This window comes from Clostridium sp. CS1-1, from assembly GCF_056135525.1.
This window is the reverse complement of sequence record NZ_CM148680.1, coordinates 4,962,014-4,983,377: the sequence shown is the minus strand read 5'-3', so window position 1 is coordinate 4,983,377 and position 21,364 is coordinate 4,962,014. Positions and strand designations below refer to the sequence as shown.

The window sequence follows — 21,364 nt, the reverse complement described above, 5'->3', positions numbered from 1 at the left end:
AAGTCAAAGTGAACTAATTTTGTAATATTCATTAAAAATGAAATGAATAGTTTTATTTATTAATTTAAAAATATGATAAGATTATAATCTTTAATTCAATATAGCAAAATATTTATAACTAAATTAATTTATACTGAAGGTTTATATCGATAGATCATTGAAAAGCCACAAGATCTAACATGACCTAAAATAGCAAATATTATGTTTCACGTGAAACATTCACAGAAGGAGAAAAGATATGCAGAATATCATAAGTATAATTACAAATTTTCAAGGCTACATTATATTAGGACTTGTATGTATTATAATAGTATTATTTATTATTCTTCTAGTTGCATTAAAGTCAATAAATAGGTTAGAAAATAAGTATAGAAAATTTATGAGAGGTGTAGATAATAAGAATTTAGAAGAATTGATAACTGGATATTTAGATAAAATAGATAAGTCTAATGAGGAAGTAGAAATTATAAAAGGACTATATGATAATTTAAGTAAAAGACTTAAGTCTTGTGTTCAAAAAGTTTCAATAGTAAGATATAGAGCTTTTGAAGATGTAGGAAGTGACTTGAGCTTTTCTATAGCATTATTAGATGAAAATAATGATGGAGTTGTGATTACTGGAATATACGGCAGAAACGAAAGTACTACTTATGCTAAACCAATAGATAGAGGAATATCAAGATATGATTTGTCTCAAGAAGAAAGACAAGTATTACAGGATTGTGTAGAGAGAAATTAAAATTCAAGATATATAATGAATAAAAAACCTTCTTTGTGGGAATATTATTCCATAAAGGAGGTTTTCTTATGAAGGTATATGTTTCAAATGATTTACACTCTGTGAAAGAACAATTAGAAGAAAGAGGTTATAGTGTAATAAATGAAAATAGCAACATCTTATGTGATGCTATAATATGTAACCTAAAAAATGGAGGGTTAACAAGTTTAAATATGAGTAATAATATAAGACGAGAAGGTACCTTAATCATTGACTCAGGAAGTAAAACAGTTGATGAAATTGAATACATACTTAATAACAGGATTTACAGTAATTTATTATAAAGTACACCTTCCCTTATATAAAAGTATTATTAGGCCTCAATGTTTTCTATTAATTTATCTTGAAGAATATTATTCGATCTTTTGCCTCCAATAGTTTTTATAATAGAATGATATAATCCTCTAGAAATCACTTCAGCTAGTTGCATTACCGTAAAAAGTCGCGTATTTTGAAGAACCATAAATTCCATTGCACCAGATATATTTACAATACCAGTTATACTTAAATCACCTATTTTAGGTAAATCTTTATTCATAGCAGAACCTGGACATAGTGGCTTTCCTTCGACAATTACTTTTCCCACATTCTGAAGGCTACCAAGACAAGCATCAATTGCGATAACAAATGGATTTTTAAATTTAGTATAAATTTCATTTATAATTTCGGAAAGATTTTTTGCGTGAACAGGATTTTCGAGATTACCATATAAATAAACTTTATCTCGAATTAGAAATTTCAGCTTATCGCCAACTAATGGTCCTAAGCTATCTCCGGTAGATCTATCTGTACCTATACATAATACTATTAGAGGTCTACCTGATTTTATTATAGGACTTATCTCATTACTTAATGTATCTCTTAATTTGAAAATCGAATCTTTTAATGAAGGGTCTACTATTAATTTATTTAGCATATAAACAACCTCCTATATTATGAATTTTAACCACAAATAGGTTATTTATACGTTATTTTTCTTATTTATATAGAAAAATAAAAAGTAAAAAGCACATTATTTTCATAATCACTACATGAAAATAATGTGCTTTTTTTATAATATATCTACTCTTTTTAGAATATTATAAAATACTACCAGAAACATACAAAAGAATATTCCAGAAAGACCATTTGCTTTAAGGCCTATAAAAAGTGCAGCTAATGCAGCTACAGGATGAATACCTAGTGAAGATGACACTATTTTAGGTTCAATAATCTGTCTAATAACTGATACAAGTATATAGGATATTATAATTCCAAATGCGGTAACGTAACTTTTAATTAAGAAAAAGTAAATGATCGCAAGTGGAATATATACAGCGCCTATTCCAAGTATAGGTAAGATATCTGCAATGGCACATATTACACTTAGTATAAATGCATATTTTACTTTAAAAATAGAAAAAACTATTATTGTTTCTATAAATGTAATTCCTATTATAAGTAGATACGATAATAGGTAGTTTCCAAGCATTCTTTTAGTTTCTGAGTAAATAAAAGATAATTTATCAGTCTCATTACTTGGAATCATATTTAAAATTTTATTTTTAGAAGAAGTCATATCTTTTGTAAAGAAATAAGTTGTTAGTAAGGTGAATAATATAACCATCAATATATATGGAATAGCTGTTAATATTCCTATCAATGTTGACACTATTTTTCCTGTTAATTGTACTGTAATATTTGATAATCGCGTAATAGAAGTTGAGAAGTTCTTCTCTACAGCATTTACTATATAAGGATCTAGGTTAGTATAATACTTCTTTAGATTATCAAAATAATTATATATATTATCTGAATTCCTGGAGAAGTATATTTGAGTGCTTTTTCCAAGATGAATAGCTTCTTCACTTAAAGTTGTTATTCCAAAAGCTAAAATAAGCACTATAACTGTAAACAGTATAAAAGTTGTTATAAGAGAAGCAATAGATGGCTTCAGCTTAAATTTTTCACAAAGGATTTTAGTAGGTTTTTTTAATAAAAGGGCACATATTAATGCCAATACAAATGGCAATGTATAATTTAATGTACTAAAAAATACAAAAAATACAGCTGTGTATATAATAAAAAATAAGAGTAGTTTGTCAATCTTATCCATAATGTAATGCATTAATTATAATCACATCCTCTTTAAGATTGAGTCAACTGCATGTAGGGCATAGTCTACATCTTTTTTATCATTAAATGGCCCTATACTAAATCTTAGTGTTCCAATAGGAAAAGTACCAATAGTTTCATGTGCTAAAGGAGAACAATGCAAGCCTGTACGTGCCATAATTCCAAAATCCTTATCCAGAATAAATCCAAGTTCTGAGTTATTAATTCTACTTGAGTTTATAGAAACTGTAGCAGTTCTTAGTGATGCATCTTTTAATCCGTAAACTTCGATAGAGTTAATATTTAAAAGCCCATCAATAAGTCTTTGACAAAGTTCTGTTTCTTTTTCCTTAATAGCTGAGATGTCCTCGTTAATTATGTATTTAACTCCAGAAAGTAAGCCAGCAATACCGGGAGCATTTAAAGTTCCACTTTCAAATTTATCAGGAAGAAAGTCTGGCTGAATAGTACTTTGAGATATACTACCAGTTCCTCCTTCAATAAAAGATGAAGCTTCTTTATTTAGAGTATCGTCTATTAAAAAACCACCTATACCTTGAGGGCCTAAAAGACCTTTATGGCCAGTAAAGGCTAAAGCATTACAATTAAGTTTATTAAAGTCTACAGGTATAGCACCGGCACTTTGAGCAGAATCAATTACAAAGTATATATCTTTTTCTTTACATATCCTACCAATTTCTTCAAGAGGTTGTATAGTACCTATTACATTTGAAGCATGATTTAAGACTACTAATTTTGTGTTTGGTTTTATTTTACTCTTAAAATCCTCTATATCTATTAGGCCTTCTGTTGAACATTTCAATATGTCAAGCTCTATATTTTTAGTTTCTTTAAGAGAAAAAAGTGGTCTTATAACTGAATTGTGTTCCATAGAGGAGGTTATTATGTGCCAACCGTCCTTAACTATACCTTTTAATATAATATTCAATGATTGAGTTATATTTGATGTAAAGACTATATTTTCAATACTATTAAAATTAAAAAGCTGCATTAAGGATTGTCTGCAATTAAAAATAATTCTATCACCTTCCAATGCATTTACATAGCCTCCTCTACCAGGGTTTGCTCCTATGTTTTTCATATAGTTATAAACAGAGTTATATACTTCCTCTGGTTTTGGATATGTAGTAGCTGAGTTATCTAAATAAACTTTCATGATTAATCCTCCTTAGTATGTAATATATTTAAATTATATAGTTAAAGACATATTAATTAAGTTTACATAATACATGTATGTAAAATTTTTATAAACTACTAATGTAGTTATCCACATTTAATAGTTTTCTGTTATAATATAACCAATTACAAATAGTTAAATAAAGTTTAAATATAATGTTTTATATAGTTTTTTCTTGAAATTTGTAGTTATAAATTATATATAAGATATTATAAACCAAACAATGACAATTGTACATGAGTAAAAGGAAAATTTTAGAAGGGAGGCGTAGTTCAATTTATTGAGCTAAATTAGGATTATGGATAGATACTATATTTTAACTTTTCAAAACACGCTAGGAGCTATTAATGGGGAAAGCGCTCTAAAGGAGAAGAAGGTAAAGATTGAAATTATGCCTACACCAACAGCAATTACAAAAAGTTGTGGTATAAGTATAAAAACCAGTAATGATTACATAGAAGTAGTAAAGCAATTGATAAAAGAAAATAAAATCAATGTGAAAAATATTTATTTTAAGGATAGTAATGAGTATAAAATAGTCGAGTTTTAAAAATTGTATCATAGGAAGATAAAGTGGGCATTAGACATTCTCATACGCTCGAAGTATATAATAGCATCTATAAAATTTTTTATTTATTTTCAAAGAGGATTGCGAGGGGGAATATAATGGACAATTTAGCTTCTTTGTTTAGTTTTAATATGAGTAGTGACAGTATTCAAATCGGTAACTATATAATACAAAAGGAAAATGTATACAGCTTAGCTTCAACTGTAGTTAAAATAATAATAATTTTAATATCCATGTATCTGGCTATTAAGATAGGAAATAAGATAATAGAGAGATATATTTTAAAGCAAAAAGATTTTAGATTCTCTTTGGATGAGAAGAAGGCAAGAACAATAGGTGCTATTTTAAAGAGTATAGTAAAATATTCAGTTTATTTTATTGGAGTTTTAACTATAATTGAAACTAGTTTTGGAAGAATTGGATTAACTTTTGCAGGAATAGGTGGAGTGGCAATTGGCCTTGGATCACAAAGTCTTGTCAAAGATATAATTAATGGTTTTTTCATATTGTTTGAAGATCAGTTTGCTGTAGAAGATTATATCCATATCGAGGACAAAGGTGGAATAGTAGAGAGTATAGAACTTAGAGTTACTAAACTAAGGGATTTTAACGGCGATTTACATATAATACCAAATGGTCTTATAACAAAAGTTACAAATCACTCTAGAGGTAATATTAGAATAACCATTGATGCAGATATTGCTTATGATGAAGACGTCGACAAAGCTATAGATGTAATATCAAGGCTTTGTGTGAAATTTAGAGAAGAAAATGATAATGTTACAGAAGGACCAAAGGTATTAGGAGTGCATGCCTTTAAAGAAGGCGGAGTTACTATAAGGGTTGCGGGAAAAACAAAACCCATGACACAGTGGGATACAGAAATGAAACTTAGAAAAGAAATTAGAGAAACTTTGAAAAATGAAAATATAAATATACCTTATCCTAAAGTAAGATTAGTAAAGGAGTGATAAGCATGATTCAAACTTTCAATCTTGGGGATATTGTTGAAATGAAAAAAGAACATCCATGTGGAAGTAGGGAATGGGAGATAATAAGAGTTGGTGCGGATATAAAGATAAAATGCTGTATTTGTTCAAGAATTGTTATGATACCAAGAAATAAGTTCCAGAAAGATGCAAAAAAAATAGTGAAGCAAAATACTTCAGAATAAAAATGTGTTGATTTCTAGTTAGTTTAGTGATAAAATAGAGAATTGTAATCCCTGCTGTGAAAAACACGGCCGTTAGTCCAAGGGGAGGAGGTGAAATCTAATGAGAAAATATGAAACTATATTCATATTACACCCATCATTAGACGAAGAAGCTTTTAAAGCTAACGTTGAAAAGTTTAAGGGCGTAATAGAAAATGGTGGAGGAGTAATCGAAAACGTTGATTTTTGGGGCAAGAGAAAACTTGCTTATGAAATAAACAAAGTTAACGAAGGATATTATACTCTAGTAAACTTTACTGCTAACCCTGAATTACCAAAAGAGTTAGACAGAGTTTTCAGAATATCAGATGCTGTTGTAAGACACATAATAGTTAAGAATGAAAATTAGGTGGTGTTTTAATTGAATAAAGTTGTTATAATCGGAAGATTAACCAAGGATCCAGAGTTGAAATTTACTCCGGGGTCTGGTACAGCTGTTGCCACCTTTACTGTAGCCGTTGATAGAAGATTTTCTAAAGACGGACAGAAAGAAGCCGATTTTATTCCTATAGTAGTATGGGGAAAACAGGCTGAATCTACAGCAAACTATATGAGCAAAGGAAAGCTTATAGGTATTAGCGGTAGAATTCAAACAAGAAGCTATGATGCTAAAGACGGCACTAAAAGATACGTTACTGAGATTATTGCAGAAGAAGTTCAATTCCTTGAATGGGGAAGTGGAAATAAGGCTGTAGGATCATCATTTAACGAAAATCATTCTGAAGAATTTGTAAGAACTCAAGGTTTTAATGAAGAAGCATATGGACAGGATATAACTCCAGTAGATGATGGAGATATCCCATTCTAAAAAGGTAAGGAGGGAAAAGCATGGCAGATAGAGAAGGCGGAAGAAGAAATTCAGCTAAGATGAGAAGAGCAAGAAAAAAAGTTTGTGCTTTTTGTATGGATAAAGTTGAATTTATAGATTACAAAGATATAAATAAATTAAGAAAATATGTTACTGAAAGAGGAAAGATTCTTCCAAGAAGAATTTCCGGTGCTTGTGCTAAGCATCAAAGATCGGTTACTGATGCTATAAAGAGAGCAAGAAACATAGCGTTATTACCATTTACAACTGAGTAAATAAAAGCTGGAGAATAAACGTTGGATATTCTTCAGCTTTTTATTTTATTTCAAATGAAAAAATAACTTTTGTAATTAACGTACTAGATATTAAAAGTATGTTTGAAAAATTAAGCTTTATGCAATAATTATAAATGAGATTAAGGTTGATACTAGTTAATATTTGGGATATTATTAAATTCATCGCCTTTAATTGTGGGAAATTTTAATAAATTAGTTTAATATTATGTAAGAATTTATGTATAATAAGATTATGTATTAATTATGATTATATTTAAATATTAGTTTATTGCAGAAATACATAAAAATAAATAAAATATAATTATATATTTAAGGGGGATGTGTTAGATGAAGAGAGATGACTTTAATATTATGTATAATGTTAAAATAATAGAAGAATTAAAAGCAGAGCTTCTCTGTTTAATTGGAGATTTTTTTAGACTTCTTACTAGGGGAAGTAACGTTGCACAAGAAGCCATACTAGACTGTATTTCCGCGGCAATAATTATACTATATTTATTAGGAGAAAGGCTTGGATATTCTCATGCTGCAGTAGATGAGAATATGAAGAAAAGGTTAAAAATTGGAATTGTTGAAGAAGATAAAATAGAGAAAGAAGGCAAAGATCTAAGTAAGTTATATAATCATCTCAAAGAAAGAGAATAGCGGAGGTAAGAATGCAAAATAGAATTTACAATACAAGAGCAGTAATAGAAGCAGGCTTGATATCAGCACTTATTGTAATTATAATGCTACTTAATGTATATGTACCAATTTTTTCAACTCTCGGTACGTTTATATTACCTGTTCCTATAACTGTACTTTACATAAGGCATAATCATAAGGTAACATTAGGAGCAGTTTTGGTAAGTGCTATACTAATAGCTATGTTATATAATCCTTTATCGGCTTTAACAGCGTCTATCTTATTTGGGGCTACTGGAGTAACACTTGGTTATTGCATAAAAAATGATAAGGAAGTAGGAATTACCATATTATTTTTAGCACTTGCATCAGCTATTGCAATAAGTATAAATTTTACGATTTATGCAAACTTGGTGGATAAAACAGGAATTATGGGATTCATAAATTCAAATTTAAAAGTAATGCATGAATCAATAGAAATGAGTAAGGACATATATGGAAAATTAGGAGTGACAAACGAGCAATTTGCACCTATAGAAAAGTCCTTTGAGATTTTTACACCTAACTTTATATTAAGACTTATGCCAGCGATGTTAGTGATGGTTTCATTTGCATCAGCATATTTAAACTATGTTATAACAAAATCTATATTAAAAAAATTAAAATATAATATGAAGGAAATAAAACCATTTAATCAATTATATATTAATACAAGAATTGGAACACTTATAGTTTTATGTCTCATAATAGGGTTACTTCTTAACAAGAGTAAGCTTCCTGCAGGAGAATATATAACTAATTCTTCACAGATTATACTAGAACTCATAGTATTGTTAGATGGTTTAGCATTAGCAGCATACTACTTAAAGAATAGATTTAATATGTCAAAAGTAGTTATTGCTTTTATATTAATTTTTACATCAACTTCTCAGCTTTCAATAATCTATTTATATGCAGGTTTTGCAGATATGTTATTTGATTTTAGAAAGCTTGACCCATATAGAAGAAAGCCTATAAAGGAATAACTGGAGGCTTATTAAATGGATAATAAATACGATTACTTTATGACAAGTAATAGAATGTATATGATAATTATAGCACTTCTTATCTTTTTACTAATAATTTATGGGCATTTGATGATAGGGATAGTCTGTATAAGTCTATATGGATTACTTGTAGTTTATAACACAAAGAATACCAAATTAAAAAAGAATCAATGGGAAAAGTTTGTGGAGGAGTTTTCTTCTAAGTTAGATAATGCAACAAGAACAACACTTGTAAAGCTTCCATTTCCATTAGTCATAGTTAGTGCTGAAGGAGAGATACTTTGGTATAACCAAAACTTTCTATCAAAATTAAAAGACGAAGATGTATTAGGTAAAAACATACGTGGTATGGTTAAGGAATTTAATTTAAAACAAGTATTAGAAGGAAAACAAAGTGTATTTAGATACTCTAAACTTAGAGGAAGATATTACGATATATATACCAATATTGTAGACACATCTGAAAATATTAATGATAAGTTACTTCTACTTTATTTTTATGACGTTACAGATATGTTCCAAATAGTTGATAATATAGAATCAAATAAGGAAACTGTAATGCTTGTAGAAGTTGATAATTTTGATGATGTAGTAAAAACAATTGATGAAGATAAAAGGCCATTAATAATAGCTGAAATAGAAAGAAATATTAATAGTTACGCTCAAAGTTTAAATGCTATGATTAGAAAGTATGACGAAAATAAGTATGTGTTATCTGTGCAGAATAAGTATATTGAAAAGGAATTGGAAAAAAAATTTGATATACTAGACATTATAAGAGAAATAAACATGGGTAATAAGTTGGCAGTAACTTTGAGTATAGGAGTAGGTAGAGGGGGAGAAAATCCTTTAGAAAATGAGAGTTATGCAGTGTCAGCTAAAGAATTAGCTCTTGGACGAGGCGGAGATCAGGCTATTGTTAAAAATAAAGATAAGCTTCTATTTTATGGTGGAAAGACTAAGGAAGTTGAAAAGAGAACTAAGGTTAGAGCACGAGTTGTAGCTCATGCTCTGGTAGATCTAATAAATGAAAGTAATAAAGTATTTATAATGGGTCACATAAACTCAGATATTGATTGTTTAGGAGCAGCCGTTGGGTTAAATAGGGCAGTCAGACTTTTAGAAAAAGAATGTTTTATAATATTTGATCCCACTAATAATAGTGTAAAACCCATTTTAGAAAAGATTAAAAGTGAAGAAGACTATGAAGGCGTATTTATAAATAATAAAGAATCTATAGAAGAATCTGATGAGGATAGTCTCCTTATTTTAGTCGATGTTCATAGTAGGGGATATGTTCAAAATACTAATGTAGTAGATAAATTTAAAAAAATAGTTATAATAGATCATCATAGAAAATCTGCAGATTTTATAGATGGTTCACTTTTAAGTTATATAGAACCATATGCATCATCTACATCTGAATTAGTTACAGAGATGCTTCAGTATATGATTGAGAAGCCAAAAGTTAAACCTATAGAAGCAGAAGCACTTCTTGCCGGTATTTTTATTGATACAAAACATTTTTGTTTTAAAACCGGAGTAAGAACTTTTGAGGCAGCCTCTTTTTTAAGAAGGCTTGGAGCCGATACTGTAGATGTAAAGAAATTTTTTGCAGATGATTTAGATAACTATCTAAAAAGAGCTGAGATTATTAAGACAGTTAAGGTATTTAATAACATTGCTATAGCAGTATGCCCAGAGGAAATAGAAGATACTGTATTAGCTGCACAGGCAGCGGATGAGTTGCTAAATATTACAGGTATTCAAGCGTCTTTTGTTTTTGTTAAAATAAAAGAAGAGATTTTTATTAGTGGAAGGTCGCTTGGTGATGTAAATGTTCAACTAATACTTGAATCCTTAGGTGGAGGAGGGCATATGACTATGGCAGGAGCAAAGTTAAAATTAATTACAATAGATAAAGCTTTAGAAAAGCTAAAAGATGCCATAGGCAAATATATCATGGAAGGTGAAGAGTAATGAAGGTTATATTATTAAAAGACGTAAAATCACTAGGAAAAAAAGGAGATTTGGTAAACACTTCAGATGGTTATGCAAGAAACTATTTATTTCCAAGGGGGCTTGCACAAGAAGCAACAGATGCGAATCTACATGTTTTAAATAATAAAAAAGAGGCTGAAAGAAGACAAAAGCTTGCTGAAATAGAAGCAGCTCAAAAGCTTGCTGAAAGTCTTAAAGGAAAAGAAATAAAGCTTACTGTTAAGTCAGGAGAAAATGGTAGATTATTTGGTTCAATAACTGGTAAAGACATAGCAGATGAATTAAATAAAAAGTTTAATTTAAAAATTGATAAAAAGAAGATAGTAATAGATATTATAAGACAGCTTGGAACATATGAAGTAGAGATAAAATTATATCCAGAGATCTCCACAAAGGTTAAAGTGGTGATCGAAGAAAAATAAGGGGGAAACTGTGTGAAATCACAATTTGTAGATGGACTAGAGAAAGAGCTAATCAATACTATACCTATTGATACTCAAGTAAGTGTTTTATATGAAATTTTGAATAAGGTTATAGATGAGGGAACTGTAAGATCAAGAACAGTAAAATATAAACTGCAAAATTATATAAAAAGCAAGGATATATTCAAGAGAATATATGCGCTTAATAAGATAATAAGCGATGGAAAAGGATTAAATACTATACCAGATGAATCAAATGTTTATGAAGCATTAGAGGACACAAATAACTGGATATCAGAAGTACTAGCGAAAAAGTACGTTAAGAACAAGATTGAAACAGAAGTTGAAAAGAATCTAATGGAAAAGCAAGATAAGTATATGGATGAAGTTAGATTAAGTATACTAAAAAAGCAAAAAGGACCTGAAAATGCAAAGACTTTAAAAAAGTATGCTCAGCTAGAGGTTCTTGATTCTAAAAACTTAAATAACAGTATTCAGGGACTTTTAAGACCTGAATCTTTTTCTGAAATAGTTGGACAGGAAAGAGCTATAAAATCCATTTTATCAAAAATAGCATCACCATATCCTCAACATATTATTTTGTATGGGCCACCTGGAGTTGGAAAAACAACAGCAGCAAGACTTGCATTAGAAGAGGTTAAAAAATTAAAGCATACTCCATTTAATAAGGATGCTAAATTTGTAGAGGTTGATGGAACCACATTAAGATGGGATCCGAGAGAAATTACAAATCCACTACTCGGATCAGTACATGATCCAATTTACCAGGGAACAAAACGTGATTTAGCTGAAACAGGGGTACCAGAGCCGAAACTTGGACTTGTCACTGAAGCACATGGAGGGGTCCTTTTCATTGATGAGATTGGTGAATTAGACGAAATGTTACAAAATAAATTACTAAAGGTACTTGAAGATAAAAGGGTAGAGTTTTCATCTTCTTATTATGATCCAGATGATGAAAATACTCCAAAGTATATTAAATATCTATTTGAAAATGGGGCTCCTGCTGATTTTGTTCTTATTGGTGCAACAACTAGAGAACCAAGTGAAATTAATCCTGCTTTAAGGTCAAGATGCACGGAAGTTTATTTCGAGCCATTAACTTCAATAGATATACAACAAATAGTACAAAATGCAGCTAAAAAGTTAAATATAGAACTTGAAAATGGCGTATCTGAGCTTATAAGTAGATATACAATAGAAGGAAGAAAAGCAGTTAGTATATTAGCAGATGTTTATGGATATGTTCTTTATACTAGAGAAGCTGTAGTGCTAGAAAACAAGATAAAAATAACAATAGAAGACTTAAAACAAGTTATATCTATAAGTCGATTGATACCTTTTGAGGTGGTTAATAAAGAGTCAAGCTGCGATATTGGACATATATATGGCTTAGGGGTAAGTGGATATATCGGTTCTACATTGGAAATAGAAACAGCAGTTTTTGAAGCAAAAGAAAAAGGTAGAGGTACTGTTAGATTTAATGATACCGCTGGAAGTATGGCTAAAGACTCTGTATTTAATGCTGCATCTGTTATTAGAAAAATAACAGATAAAGATATGAGTGATTATGATATACATGTAAATATAATAGGTGGAGGGAGAATTGATGGCCCTTCAGCTGGTGCAGCTATTACTGTGTGTATTATAAGTGCGCTTTTAAACAAGCCAATAAGGCAAGATGTAGCTATAACTGGAGAGATTTCCTTAAGAGGGAAAGTTAAACCGGTTGGAGGTATTTTTGAGAAGATATATGGTGCAAGAAGAAAAGGAGTAAAACTTGTAATAATACCTGAGGATAACTCAAAAGAAGTTCCCACAGGATTAGAAGATATAGAAGTTAAAGCTGTTAAAGATATAGATGAACTAATGGAACTAGTATTTTAAAGTTATTACTAAGGAGAGATGACAGATGGATGCACCTCTTAGGAGTATGCCGCATAGTATAGAGGCAGAACAAAGTGTAATTGGTTCAATGCTTGTAGACAAAACTTCCATAGCCGAGGCTATGGAAGTTTTACAACCAGAGGATTTTTATAAAGATGCACATAAGATTATATTTAGTTGTATATTGGAGTTATATCAAAAGGATATAGGGGTAGATATAATAACTATTACAGAGAATTTAAAATCTAAGGATTTATTGGACTCTGCAGGAGGAATAACATATATAAGCGAATTAGGTGGTTCGGTATTTTCAACTGTTAACATACAATCTTATGTAAAAATAGTTAAGGATAAAGCCATTCTTAGAAAACTTATAAGGTCTTCAACTAAAATCATTGAACAAAGTTATAATAATCAAGATGACGTATTAGCAACTATTGATTTAGCGGAAAAGGAAATATTTAACATATCTAACAATACAAACACAGCAGATTTTGAATCAATGAGTGCTGTTCTTGAAAGAGGATTTCTAGAAATAGAAAGACTTTTTAATAATAAAGGTCAAACTACTGGGGTACCTTCAGGATTTAGAGAACTTGATGCAAAAACATCAGGGTTTCAGAGGGGAGATATGGTACTTATTGCAGCAAGACCCTCTATGGGAAAAACAACATTTGCTTTAAATATAGCTGAGAATGCAGCATTAAGGTCAGGAAAAAGTGTGGCTATTTTTTCACTAGAAATGTCAAAGGAACAATTAGCATATAAACTCTTGTGTTCACAAGCTCATGTAGATATGTTAAGACTTAGGACTGGTAATCTAGATGATAAGGATTGGGAGAATATAGCAAAGGCTTCAGGTCCTCTTGCGGCTGCTAAAATATTTATAGATGATACAGCTGGAATCACAGTAATGGAAATGAGATCTAAGTGTAGAAGATTAAAGATGGAGCACGGAATAGATATGATAATGATTGACTACCTTCAGCTTATGTCAGGTGGAAAAGGATCTGAAAGTAGACAACAAGAGGTATCTGAGATATCCAGATCTATTAAAGCACTAGCTAAGGAAATGGAGTGCCCAGTTATTGCACTTTCTCAGTTATCTCGTGCGCCAGAGCAGAGAACAGATCATAGACCAATGCTTTCAGACTTAAGAGAGTCAGGATCTATTGAGCAGGATGCTGACCTTGTTATGTTCTTATATAGAGATGAATATTATGATAAAGAAACAGAAGAAAAAAATGTAGGAGAATGTATAATTGCTAAGCAGAGAAATGGTCCTACAGGAACAGTAAAGCTAGCTTGGCTTGGACAATTCAGTAAGTTTGGTAATTTAGATGTTATACATCAAGAATAAAAAAAGAACGCAAGCTTTTAATATTAAGGATATTAAAAGTTTGTGTTCTTTTTTTATTTTTATCAAGATAACCAATTATCAGCATATAATAGTTAAAGACGTAGGGTCTTTAAGACTGTAATTTATGCTGACGGAGAATTTAAAATAATATTAGTTTTAGTAGCGGTGTTATTGGAGGTATGTCAATGCAAAAAGAATTTTCTTTAAGTAATGGTAAGGCTATGATTAATTTTACTGCAAAGTATTGTAATTCAGCAGATAAGCTGCTGAGTAGTTATGGTTTTAAAACGATACTAAGGACATATTTGCTTAAAGTAAAGAAAAAGGAATCCAATATATATAAGTATATAGAACAAAGTATAGGTGGAAAAGATACTGAAGAAAAGATAAAAAGTATTACTGAATTATTTAAGCTTCTTATGGTTTTAAATGTAGAGGAAATACAAAGACTTAATTTAAAATATGATAAGCTTTTAGGTGATAAAGATAAATTTATTTCTTTTATCGAAGACTTATATAATTTTTGGAGAAGATTGGAGAGATATACTGTAGTTCAAAATAATAAGATTGGAGAAGGATTACAAAGTGCTAGTTTTATTGATGCAAATAATGAACTATGTAAACTAATCTTAGATACATACAGAGCCATAGAAGAAAATGTTATAGGGGTGAGTCCTAAAGTCTATAGGCAGCTTCCTGTTGGCGGCAACGCAGGCTTAATATTAAGCTATGTACCATGGGAATATCCTCAGGATTACTTATGCTTAAAAGATATTCCGTTTATTCAATCAATACTTTTAGATCCACCCTTTATAATTTATCCAAAGAAAAATAAAAGAGATGGAATATTTAATGAATGTATTACTAATCCATTAGTAAATAGTTCTGTAAATGTAGACCATTGGTTTTGTTTTCCTGCTAAAATAGGAAGTTTACTAGCTTATATATATTTCCACAGAGATTTTATGGCTCATGGAGTAAGCCTTTGTAACTTATTTGAGATGGCTAGCGAAGAAGAATATGGAGGGAAAAAGCCAGATATAGTTTATGTGTTTGGTGTTAGGGACAAAGAAAAGAAAATAAAAACTATCTTTTTTGATGATCAGGAAAATAACATAATGCTTGGATATGTAAATTATAATGAATGTATAGATTATTTTGGTTATATGAAAAAAATGACACTTACACTTCATAATCTTATTATGATAAAACAGGGATATTTACCTATACATGGAGCTATGATTAATGTTGTAACAAAGGATGGAAAAACAGCTAATATAGTTATAGTTGGAGATAGTGGAGCTGGGAAATCGGAAAGTTTAGAGGCATTTAGGCAATTAGCAGGAAATTATATAACGGATACTACTATAGTTTTTGATGATATGGGTGTTATAAAATTAGATAAAAGTAGCAAACCACTAGGTTATGGCACCGAAATAGGGGCATTTGTTAGATTAGATGATCTTGATACTGGGTATGCATTTAGACAAATAGATAGAAGTATATTTATGAATCCAGATAAAATAAATGCTAGACTTATTATACCAGTAGCAACTTATAAAGAGATTATGAAAGGATATCCTATAGATATGTTTTTATACGCAAACAATTATGAAGAAGGAGAGGAATTAGAGTTTTTTGACAATGAGGATATTGCAATAAGTGTATTTAGAGAAGGGGCAAGGATGGCAAAAGGAACTACCAGTGAAGACGGTCTTGTAAAAACATATTTTTCCAATCCATTTGGACCAATGCAGAGAATACAAGATACAGATAAGCTTTTATCAATGTATTTTAGAGAATTTTTTTATTCAGGAGTAAAGGTTGGCCAACTTAGAACTTATCTAGGGATAGAGGGGAAAGAAAAAGAAGGACCTAAAAAAGCCGCATTAAGATTGTTAGAGGAAATCAAAAATATGTAGATTTAGCTAAAGACTTAATACATTTATTAGAACAAAGTTTGTTAAATTTCTGATAAATGTGTTGAGTTTTTTTTTAACTGTATTATAATTAAAAACAATAGGGATAGTATGTTTGATAAGATAGAGTTAAATAAATGCTTAGATAGGTGTGGGGGGACTATAGTTGTCAATTAAGGAGAGTAAAGGAAATGAGCTATTTTCTAATGAAAAAGTAGAGTACAATCATAATAATATAAGTTTATTTGATCAAGTACCTTGTCCTATAATAATGTTGGACAAACATAATGGAATACACAAATTGAATAGAAAAGCACTTTCGTTATTTGGTAATATCGATTTAAAAAGTCAGCTTAAGGGGATAATAGAAAAAATAGAAGCAAACAAATATAATAATGATATGGAAATATATTTTGAGACAGAGATTTTAACAGAAGCTGGCTCAAGATATTTTGAATTTAATATTAAAACTATGCTTGATGAAGAAAACTTATATGCTGGAAGTATACTATTTTTAAATGATTTCACTAAACATAAGTTATTAGAAGAAAAATTAAAAAAAGAAAAAAGTGATATAGAAAATAGTAATCTAAATAAAAACAAGTTTTTAGGAAGTGTTAGTCATGAAATAAGAACTTCAATTAATGGTATAATTGGTATGACAGACCTAACTCTTATGACAGATCTAACTTTAGAACAGAAAGAAAATCTTAGTTTAGTAAAATCTAGTGGAATGAAATTACTAAATACAGTAAATAGTATACTAGAGTTTTCCAAGATTCAGTTGGAGAATCTAACTATAGATAAAGTGGAATTTGATTTTAAAGAAATGATAAATGAAATTATAAGAGTGAATAGCCTAAGAGCATTAGAAAATAAGATAGATTTTAAAGCAAAGATAGATGAGTCTATTCCAGAGCTACTTATAGGAGACTCTATGAAAGTAAAGCAAATACTAGACAACCTTATCGATAATTCGATGAAATTTACAAGGTATGGAACTATATCTTTAATTATTGAAAAGGGAGAAGAAATTGATAAAAAAATTAATTTAAAAATGTGTATAAAAGATACTGGAATAGGAATAGATAAGAAGGATATATCTAAATTATTTAAGGGATTTAATAAAAGTTATAGTAAAAAAAGTAATGGAACTGGGTTAGGGCTTTCTATTTGTAAAGGACTTGTAGAAATGATGGATGGAAAAATAGAAATAAAGAGTAAAAAGGAAGTTGGAACCTCGGTCAATTTTAATATATTTTTAGAAAAAGGAAAAAAATATAGTTCACTAGATGTAGCAGAAAGAAAAAATAAAAATATGCTACCATTAAAGTTAAATAGAAGATTAAATATTTTAATTGTTGAAGATGATAAAGCTAGTCAAATAGTACTATATAATTTATTCAAAAAGTATGGCCATATATGTGATATAACTAATAATGGACAAGAAGCTATAAATATATTGGAAAACAAGAAATATGATTTAATACTTATGGATATACAGATGCCAATAATGGATGGAGTACAGGCTACTAAATTAATAAGAAAGTTTGAACATAATAAGAATAGGCATACGCCAATTATTGCGCTTACCGCATATGCTTTAAAAGGAGATAAAGAGAAGATTCTAGAAGCAGGGATGGATGATTATGTATCCAAACCTTTTAATGCAGAAGAACTGCTTCAAACAGTTTATGGTGTAATTAAGGAAGCTGATATTAGCGAAAGTAAAACTAGTACTATAAATAGTATAGATGGGGGTTCACTATTCTTGTATCTCCTATAATTAAGTGATATATATTTTATTTAAAGCGATAGTTTACTGAAATGAGGGTATATTATGATTGGAGTTATTGATAGGTTTGAAGGTAGTATTGCCATTGTTGAATTGGAAAGTAATAAGATGATTAATATTGATAGAGAAAGAATCCCTTTGCAGGCTAAAGAAGGGGATGTGCTAAATATAGATAGCAACATAACCATAAATTTCGAAGAAACAATAAAAAGGAAAAGATGCACAGATATATTAACAGAAAACATGTGGAAATAAAAGGAGGCTATCTTAAAGTGGGAATTGATTCCCATTTTAAGATAGCTCTTTTTGTAAGTTCTATTTTAAAACTTTAATTTTAAGAAACTAAATCGTCTTACAATGTAAATTTACGAATCTTAACTTAATATAATAAATAAATATTCGTATTATTATTGACTTGAACATCTAGTTTTGATACCATAAAGTAGTAGATTTATGTTTGATACAAATATAGATTCATATCAAGATATTAAGAGATAGGGTAACGATTGAGTGCACAGTATAATGTTCGTTTTTCTAATCTTTATAAAGGAGGCTACTTATGAAATATGATCTAATAATTGTTGGGGCAGGTGCTAGCGGAATTTTTACTGCTTATGAGTTTGTTAAGATAAATCCTAATGTAAAGATATTAATGATAGAGAAAGGAAATAGTCTTGAGAAAAGAGTATGTCCTATAGATGGAGAAAAAATAAAATCCTGTATTCACTGTTCTGTTTGCAATATTATGAATGGATATGGGGGTGCTGGAAGTCTCTCAGATGGAAAATATAATATAACGAATAACTTTGGTGGTGAACTTCATAAATATGTTGGAAAAGAAGAAGCAATAAATTTAATGAATTATGTAGATGAAGTGCTATGTGATATGGGAGGAGCAGAAGCTAAGCTTTACTCTACTGCAAATTCCCAACTAAAAAGTAGAGCGTTACAATATGATTTACATCTACTAGATGCGAAGGTTAGGCATTTAGGTACAGATAGGAATTTGGTGATTTTGTCTAACATTTATAAGTATTTAAGTGATAAGATAGAAATGATATTTAATACAGAAGTAGTTGATATTGATAAGATTAATGAAGAGTTTTCAGTAATTACTAGTAAAGATACATTTCAATGTAAAAATTTAATATTAGCTACTGGGCGTTCAGGTTCAAAATGGATTTCAAACATTTGCAGTAAAATGGGAATCAAAACAGAGAGTAATAGAGTTGATATAGGCGTTCGTGTGGAACTACCAGCAGAAGTATTTGAACATATAACTAGAGAAGTATATGAAAGTAAAATTGTTTATAAAACAAAGAAATATAATGATATGGTAAGAACGTTCTGTATGAATCCACATGGAGAAGTTGTAAGTGAGAATACTAATGGTATAATAACAGTAAATGGTCATAGTTATTCAGACCCTTCACTACATACAAATAATACGAATTTTGCATTACTTGTGTCTAATCATTTTACTGAACCATTTAGAGATAGTAATGAATATGGAGAATCTATTGCAAGACTAAGTAATATGCTTGGTGGAGGAGTCTTAGTTCAAAGATTTGGAGATTTAGTTAATGGTAGAAGAACTAATGAACGTAGAATGGCTAAGAGCTTTACAATACCAACTTTGAAAGCGACACCAGGAGATTTAAGTCTCGTAATTCCAAAAAGACAATTAGATGGTATTATAGAAATGATTTATGCTTTAAATAATATTGCACCAGGTACTGCTAATGAGGATACTTTGCTATATGGTGTAGAAGTTAAGTTTTACAATTCTAAGGTAGAAGTTAATAATAATTTAGAAACAAGTATTAAAGGATTATACGCTTTAGGAGATGGATCAGGAGTTACGCATTCTCTTTCACAAGCGTCGGCAAGTGGAGTCTACTTAGCGAGAATTCTTGCTAATGAGATAGATGAATAAGTTATTTATCAAAGAGTTAATAATGTTATTGTTTAGGTATTTATAGTAAATATAATGGATAATACTATATTAGTATATTATAGCCAGGTAATTAAGAGGAGGAAATTTTATGTCAGCATTTATTGTATTAGGAGCACAATGGGGAGATGAAGGAAAAGGAAAAATGACAGATTATCTTGCAGAAGATGCAGATGTAGTAGTTAGGTTTCAAGGTGGGAATAACGCAGGACACACTGTTGAAGTTGGAGATAAACAATATAAGCTTCATTTAATTCCTTCAGGAATACTTTATAAAGAAAAGTTAAATGTGATAGGTAATGGAGTAGTTGTTGATCCGAAAGCATTGTTTGAAGAAATAGATTATTTAACAAATCTTGGAGTTGAAGTTACTCCAGAAAACTTGATAATAAGTGACAGAGCGCATCTTATAATGCCTTACCACAAGGTTCTTGATGGAATAAAAGAAAAGGCAAGAGGCAAGAAAGATATAGGAACAACAGGTAAGGGAATAGGACCTTGCTATACAGATAAGATGGAGAGAAGCGGTATAAGAATTTGCGATCTTATGCATACAAATGTATTTGAAGAAAAATTAAGAGATAATGTAGAAATTAAGAACTCTATAATTACTAAGGTGTTTAATGGAGAAGCCTTAGAGTTTCAATCAATATATGATGAATATTTAGCTTATGCTGAAAGAATGAGACCATTTGTAAAAGATATTTCTGTTAAAGTATATGAGAATATTAAAGCAGGTAAAAATGTTCTATTTGAAGGAGCACAAGGAACTCTTTTAGATATTGACTACGGAACATATCCTTATGTAACATCATCAAATACTATTGCAGGTGGAGTGTCTAATGGTGTTGGAATAGGTCCTACAATGATAACAAATGCTGTAGGAATTGCTAAAGCTTATACTACAAGAGTTGGAAAAGGACCATTTCCTACAGAATTACTTGAGGAAACAGGTGAATGGTTAAGAGAAAAAGGTCACGAATATGGAGTAACTACAGGAAGAGCAAGAAGATGTGGATGGCTAGATTTAGTAATACTTAAGAGTGCAGCTAGAATTTCAGGACTTACAAGTTTTGCTGTAACTAAAATAGATACTTTAGCAGGAATGAAAAAGATAAAAGTATGCACAGGTTATAAGTTTAATGAGCAAATTATAGATTATGTTCCAGCAAGTCTTGAAGATTTGGCTAAGTGTGAACCGATTTATGAGGAATTTGATGGTTGGGACGAAAGTATAGCAAGTGCAAGAAGCTACGAAGAACTTCCTGAAAATGCAAAGATATATTTAAAGAAGATTGAGGAGTTCACTGATACAAAAGTATCTATAGTATCTGTTGGACCAAGAAGAGATCAAACTATGAAAATCTCAGATATTTAGAT

General features: G+C 29.9%; 22 protein-coding genes. 19 read left to right on the top strand and 3 right to left on the bottom strand.

Annotated elements, in window-relative coordinates:
• Nucleotides 1-238 precede the first annotated feature (238 nt).
• Both AC0N0V_RS23685 and AC0N0V_RS23680 read left to right on the top strand, forming a co-directional pair.
• The gene (locus AC0N0V_RS23685; RefSeq protein ID WP_474461388.1) at nt 239-739 is read left to right on the top strand and encodes a DUF4446 family protein; all 501 of its coding nucleotides are present in this window, start codon (nt 239-241) and stop codon (nt 737-739) included.
• A 68-nt stretch (nt 740-807) separates the two neighbouring features.
• A complete protein-coding gene (locus tag AC0N0V_RS23680; protein WP_474461387.1) occupies nt 808-1,062 on the top strand; it encodes a YkuS family protein in 255 nt (84 codons plus the stop codon).
• Between the two features lie 29 nt (nt 1,063-1,091).
• Here AC0N0V_RS23680 and yyaC read toward each other — a convergent pair whose 3' ends face one another.
• From yyaC to AC0N0V_RS23665, 3 genes are all read right to left on the bottom strand, one after another.
• Nucleotides 1,092-1,694 (bottom strand): spore protease YyaC, encoded by a 603-nt coding sequence (gene yyaC, locus AC0N0V_RS23675; RefSeq protein WP_474461386.1) that lies wholly within the window; start codon nt 1,692-1,694, stop codon nt 1,092-1,094.
• 135 nt (nt 1,695-1,829) lie between these two features.
• Complete coding sequence (ytvI, locus tag AC0N0V_RS23670) at nt 1,830-2,885, bottom strand: sporulation integral membrane protein YtvI (protein WP_474461385.1); 1,056 nt, start codon at nt 2,883-2,885, stop codon at nt 1,830-1,832.
• Between the two features lie 9 nt (nt 2,886-2,894).
• Complete coding sequence (locus tag AC0N0V_RS23665) at nt 2,895-4,049, bottom strand: aminotransferase class V-fold PLP-dependent enzyme (RefSeq protein WP_474461384.1); 1,155 nt, start codon at nt 4,047-4,049, stop codon at nt 2,895-2,897.
• Between the two features lie 319 nt (nt 4,050-4,368).
• Between AC0N0V_RS23665 and AC0N0V_RS23660 the strand changes: the two genes are divergently transcribed.
• The 17 genes from AC0N0V_RS23660 (at nt 4,369) to AC0N0V_RS23580 (ending at nt 21,362) form a co-directional block, all read left to right on the top strand.
• Nucleotides 4,369-4,620: a putative Se/S carrier protein gene (locus AC0N0V_RS23660; protein WP_474461382.1), complete on the top strand. Its 252-nt coding sequence runs from the start codon at nt 4,369-4,371 to the stop codon at nt 4,618-4,620.
• 116 nt (nt 4,621-4,736) lie between these two features.
• Nucleotides 4,737-5,609, top strand: coding sequence for a mechanosensitive ion channel family protein (locus tag AC0N0V_RS23655; RefSeq protein ID WP_474461381.1), 873 nt, complete (start codon nt 4,737-4,739; stop codon nt 5,607-5,609).
• Nucleotides 5,610-5,614: 5 nt separating this feature from the next.
• Nucleotides 5,615-5,812: a DUF951 domain-containing protein gene (locus AC0N0V_RS23650; protein WP_474461380.1), complete on the top strand. Its 198-nt coding sequence runs from the start codon at nt 5,615-5,617 to the stop codon at nt 5,810-5,812.
• 100 nt (nt 5,813-5,912) lie between these two features.
• Complete coding sequence (gene rpsF / locus AC0N0V_RS23645; protein WP_474461379.1) at nt 5,913-6,200, top strand: 30S ribosomal protein S6; 288 nt, start codon at nt 5,913-5,915, stop codon at nt 6,198-6,200.
• Nucleotides 6,201-6,212: 12 nt separating this feature from the next.
• Nucleotides 6,213-6,659: a single-stranded DNA-binding protein gene (locus AC0N0V_RS23640; RefSeq protein WP_474461377.1), complete on the top strand. Its 447-nt coding sequence runs from the start codon at nt 6,213-6,215 to the stop codon at nt 6,657-6,659.
• A 20-nt stretch (nt 6,660-6,679) separates the two neighbouring features.
• Nucleotides 6,680-6,934: a 30S ribosomal protein S18 gene (gene rpsR / locus AC0N0V_RS23635; protein WP_474461376.1), complete on the top strand. Its 255-nt coding sequence runs from the start codon at nt 6,680-6,682 to the stop codon at nt 6,932-6,934.
• A gap of 348 nt (nt 6,935-7,282) precedes the next feature.
• The gene (locus tag AC0N0V_RS23630) at nt 7,283-7,600 is read left to right on the top strand and encodes a MazG-like family protein (RefSeq protein ID WP_474461375.1); all 318 of its coding nucleotides are present in this window, start codon (nt 7,283-7,285) and stop codon (nt 7,598-7,600) included.
• An 11-nt stretch (nt 7,601-7,611) separates the two neighbouring features.
• Nucleotides 7,612-8,604, top strand: a complete 993-nt coding sequence (locus tag AC0N0V_RS23625; protein ID WP_474461374.1) for a YybS family protein — start codon at nt 7,612-7,614, stop codon at nt 8,602-8,604.
• A gap of 15 nt (nt 8,605-8,619) precedes the next feature.
• Entirely contained in the window at nt 8,620-10,605 is a 1,986-nt protein-coding gene (locus AC0N0V_RS23620) for a DHH family phosphoesterase (protein WP_474461373.1), read from the top strand.
• A complete protein-coding gene (gene rplI / locus AC0N0V_RS23615; RefSeq protein ID WP_474461372.1) occupies nt 10,605-11,048 on the top strand; it encodes a 50S ribosomal protein L9 in 444 nt (147 codons plus the stop codon). Before AC0N0V_RS23620 ends, rplI begins: the two co-directional genes overlap by 1 nt.
• Nucleotides 11,049-11,060: 12 nt before the next feature.
• On the top strand, nt 11,061-12,956 hold the full coding sequence (lonC, locus tag AC0N0V_RS23610) for a Lon family ATP-dependent protease (RefSeq protein WP_474461370.1): 1,896 nt from the start codon (nt 11,061-11,063) through the stop codon (nt 12,954-12,956).
• A 25-nt stretch (nt 12,957-12,981) separates the two neighbouring features.
• Entirely contained in the window at nt 12,982-14,316 is a 1,335-nt protein-coding gene (locus AC0N0V_RS23605; protein ID WP_474461369.1) for a replicative DNA helicase, read from the top strand.
• Nucleotides 14,317-14,501: 185 nt separating this feature from the next.
• Nucleotides 14,502-16,238 (top strand): phosphoenolpyruvate carboxykinase, encoded by a 1,737-nt coding sequence (locus AC0N0V_RS23600; RefSeq protein WP_474461368.1) that lies wholly within the window; start codon nt 14,502-14,504, stop codon nt 16,236-16,238.
• Nucleotides 16,239-16,401: 163 nt separating this feature from the next.
• Nucleotides 16,402-18,021, top strand: a complete 1,620-nt coding sequence (locus AC0N0V_RS23595) for a response regulator (RefSeq protein WP_474461367.1) — start codon at nt 16,402-16,404, stop codon at nt 18,019-18,021.
• A 54-nt stretch (nt 18,022-18,075) separates the two neighbouring features.
• Nucleotides 18,076-18,285, top strand: a complete 210-nt coding sequence (locus AC0N0V_RS23590) for a DUF3006 domain-containing protein (RefSeq protein WP_474461366.1) — start codon at nt 18,076-18,078, stop codon at nt 18,283-18,285.
• Between the two features lie 304 nt (nt 18,286-18,589).
• A complete protein-coding gene (locus tag AC0N0V_RS23585) occupies nt 18,590-19,966 on the top strand; it encodes an NAD(P)/FAD-dependent oxidoreductase (protein WP_474461365.1) in 1,377 nt (458 codons plus the stop codon).
• A gap of 109 nt (nt 19,967-20,075) precedes the next feature.
• Nucleotides 20,076-21,362, top strand: a complete 1,287-nt coding sequence (locus AC0N0V_RS23580) for an adenylosuccinate synthase (RefSeq protein ID WP_474461364.1) — start codon at nt 20,076-20,078, stop codon at nt 21,360-21,362.
• Nucleotides 21,363-21,364: the final 2 nt, after the last annotated feature.

Coding starts and splice junctions, on each gene's coding strand:
- AC0N0V_RS23620 (WP_474461373.1), top strand. CDS start 8,620: ATGGATAATAAATACGATTACTTTATGACAAGTAATAGAATGTATATG.
- AC0N0V_RS23660 (WP_474461382.1), top strand. CDS start 4,369: ATGGATAGATACTATATTTTAACTTTTCAAAACACGCTAGGAGCTATT.
- AC0N0V_RS23665 (WP_474461384.1), bottom strand. CDS start 4,049: ATGAAAGTTTATTTAGATAACTCAGCTACTACATATCCAAAACCAGAG.
- AC0N0V_RS23580 (WP_474461364.1), top strand. CDS start 20,076: ATGTCAGCATTTATTGTATTAGGAGCACAATGGGGAGATGAAGGAAAA.
- AC0N0V_RS23630 (WP_474461375.1), top strand. CDS start 7,283: ATGAAGAGAGATGACTTTAATATTATGTATAATGTTAAAATAATAGAA.
- yyaC (WP_474461386.1), bottom strand. CDS start 1,694: ATGCTAAATAAATTAATAGTAGACCCTTCATTAAAAGATTCGATTTTC.
- AC0N0V_RS23600 (WP_474461368.1), top strand. CDS start 14,502: ATGCAAAAAGAATTTTCTTTAAGTAATGGTAAGGCTATGATTAATTTT.
- AC0N0V_RS23605 (WP_474461369.1), top strand. CDS start 12,982: ATGGATGCACCTCTTAGGAGTATGCCGCATAGTATAGAGGCAGAACAA.
- AC0N0V_RS23655 (WP_474461381.1), top strand. CDS start 4,737: ATGGACAATTTAGCTTCTTTGTTTAGTTTTAATATGAGTAGTGACAGT.
- rpsR (WP_474461376.1), top strand. CDS start 6,680: ATGGCAGATAGAGAAGGCGGAAGAAGAAATTCAGCTAAGATGAGAAGA.
- rpsF (WP_474461379.1), top strand. CDS start 5,913: ATGAGAAAATATGAAACTATATTCATATTACACCCATCATTAGACGAA.
- AC0N0V_RS23650 (WP_474461380.1), top strand. CDS start 5,615: ATGATTCAAACTTTCAATCTTGGGGATATTGTTGAAATGAAAAAAGAA.
- AC0N0V_RS23685 (WP_474461388.1), top strand. CDS start 239: ATGCAGAATATCATAAGTATAATTACAAATTTTCAAGGCTACATTATA.
- AC0N0V_RS23585 (WP_474461365.1), top strand. CDS start 18,590: ATGAAATATGATCTAATAATTGTTGGGGCAGGTGCTAGCGGAATTTTT.
- AC0N0V_RS23625 (WP_474461374.1), top strand. CDS start 7,612: ATGCAAAATAGAATTTACAATACAAGAGCAGTAATAGAAGCAGGCTTG.
- AC0N0V_RS23590 (WP_474461366.1), top strand. CDS start 18,076: ATGATTGGAGTTATTGATAGGTTTGAAGGTAGTATTGCCATTGTTGAA.
- rplI (WP_474461372.1), top strand. CDS start 10,605: ATGAAGGTTATATTATTAAAAGACGTAAAATCACTAGGAAAAAAAGGA.
- AC0N0V_RS23680 (WP_474461387.1), top strand. CDS start 808: ATGAAGGTATATGTTTCAAATGATTTACACTCTGTGAAAGAACAATTA.
- ytvI (WP_474461385.1), bottom strand. CDS start 2,885: ATGCATTACATTATGGATAAGATTGACAAACTACTCTTATTTTTTATT.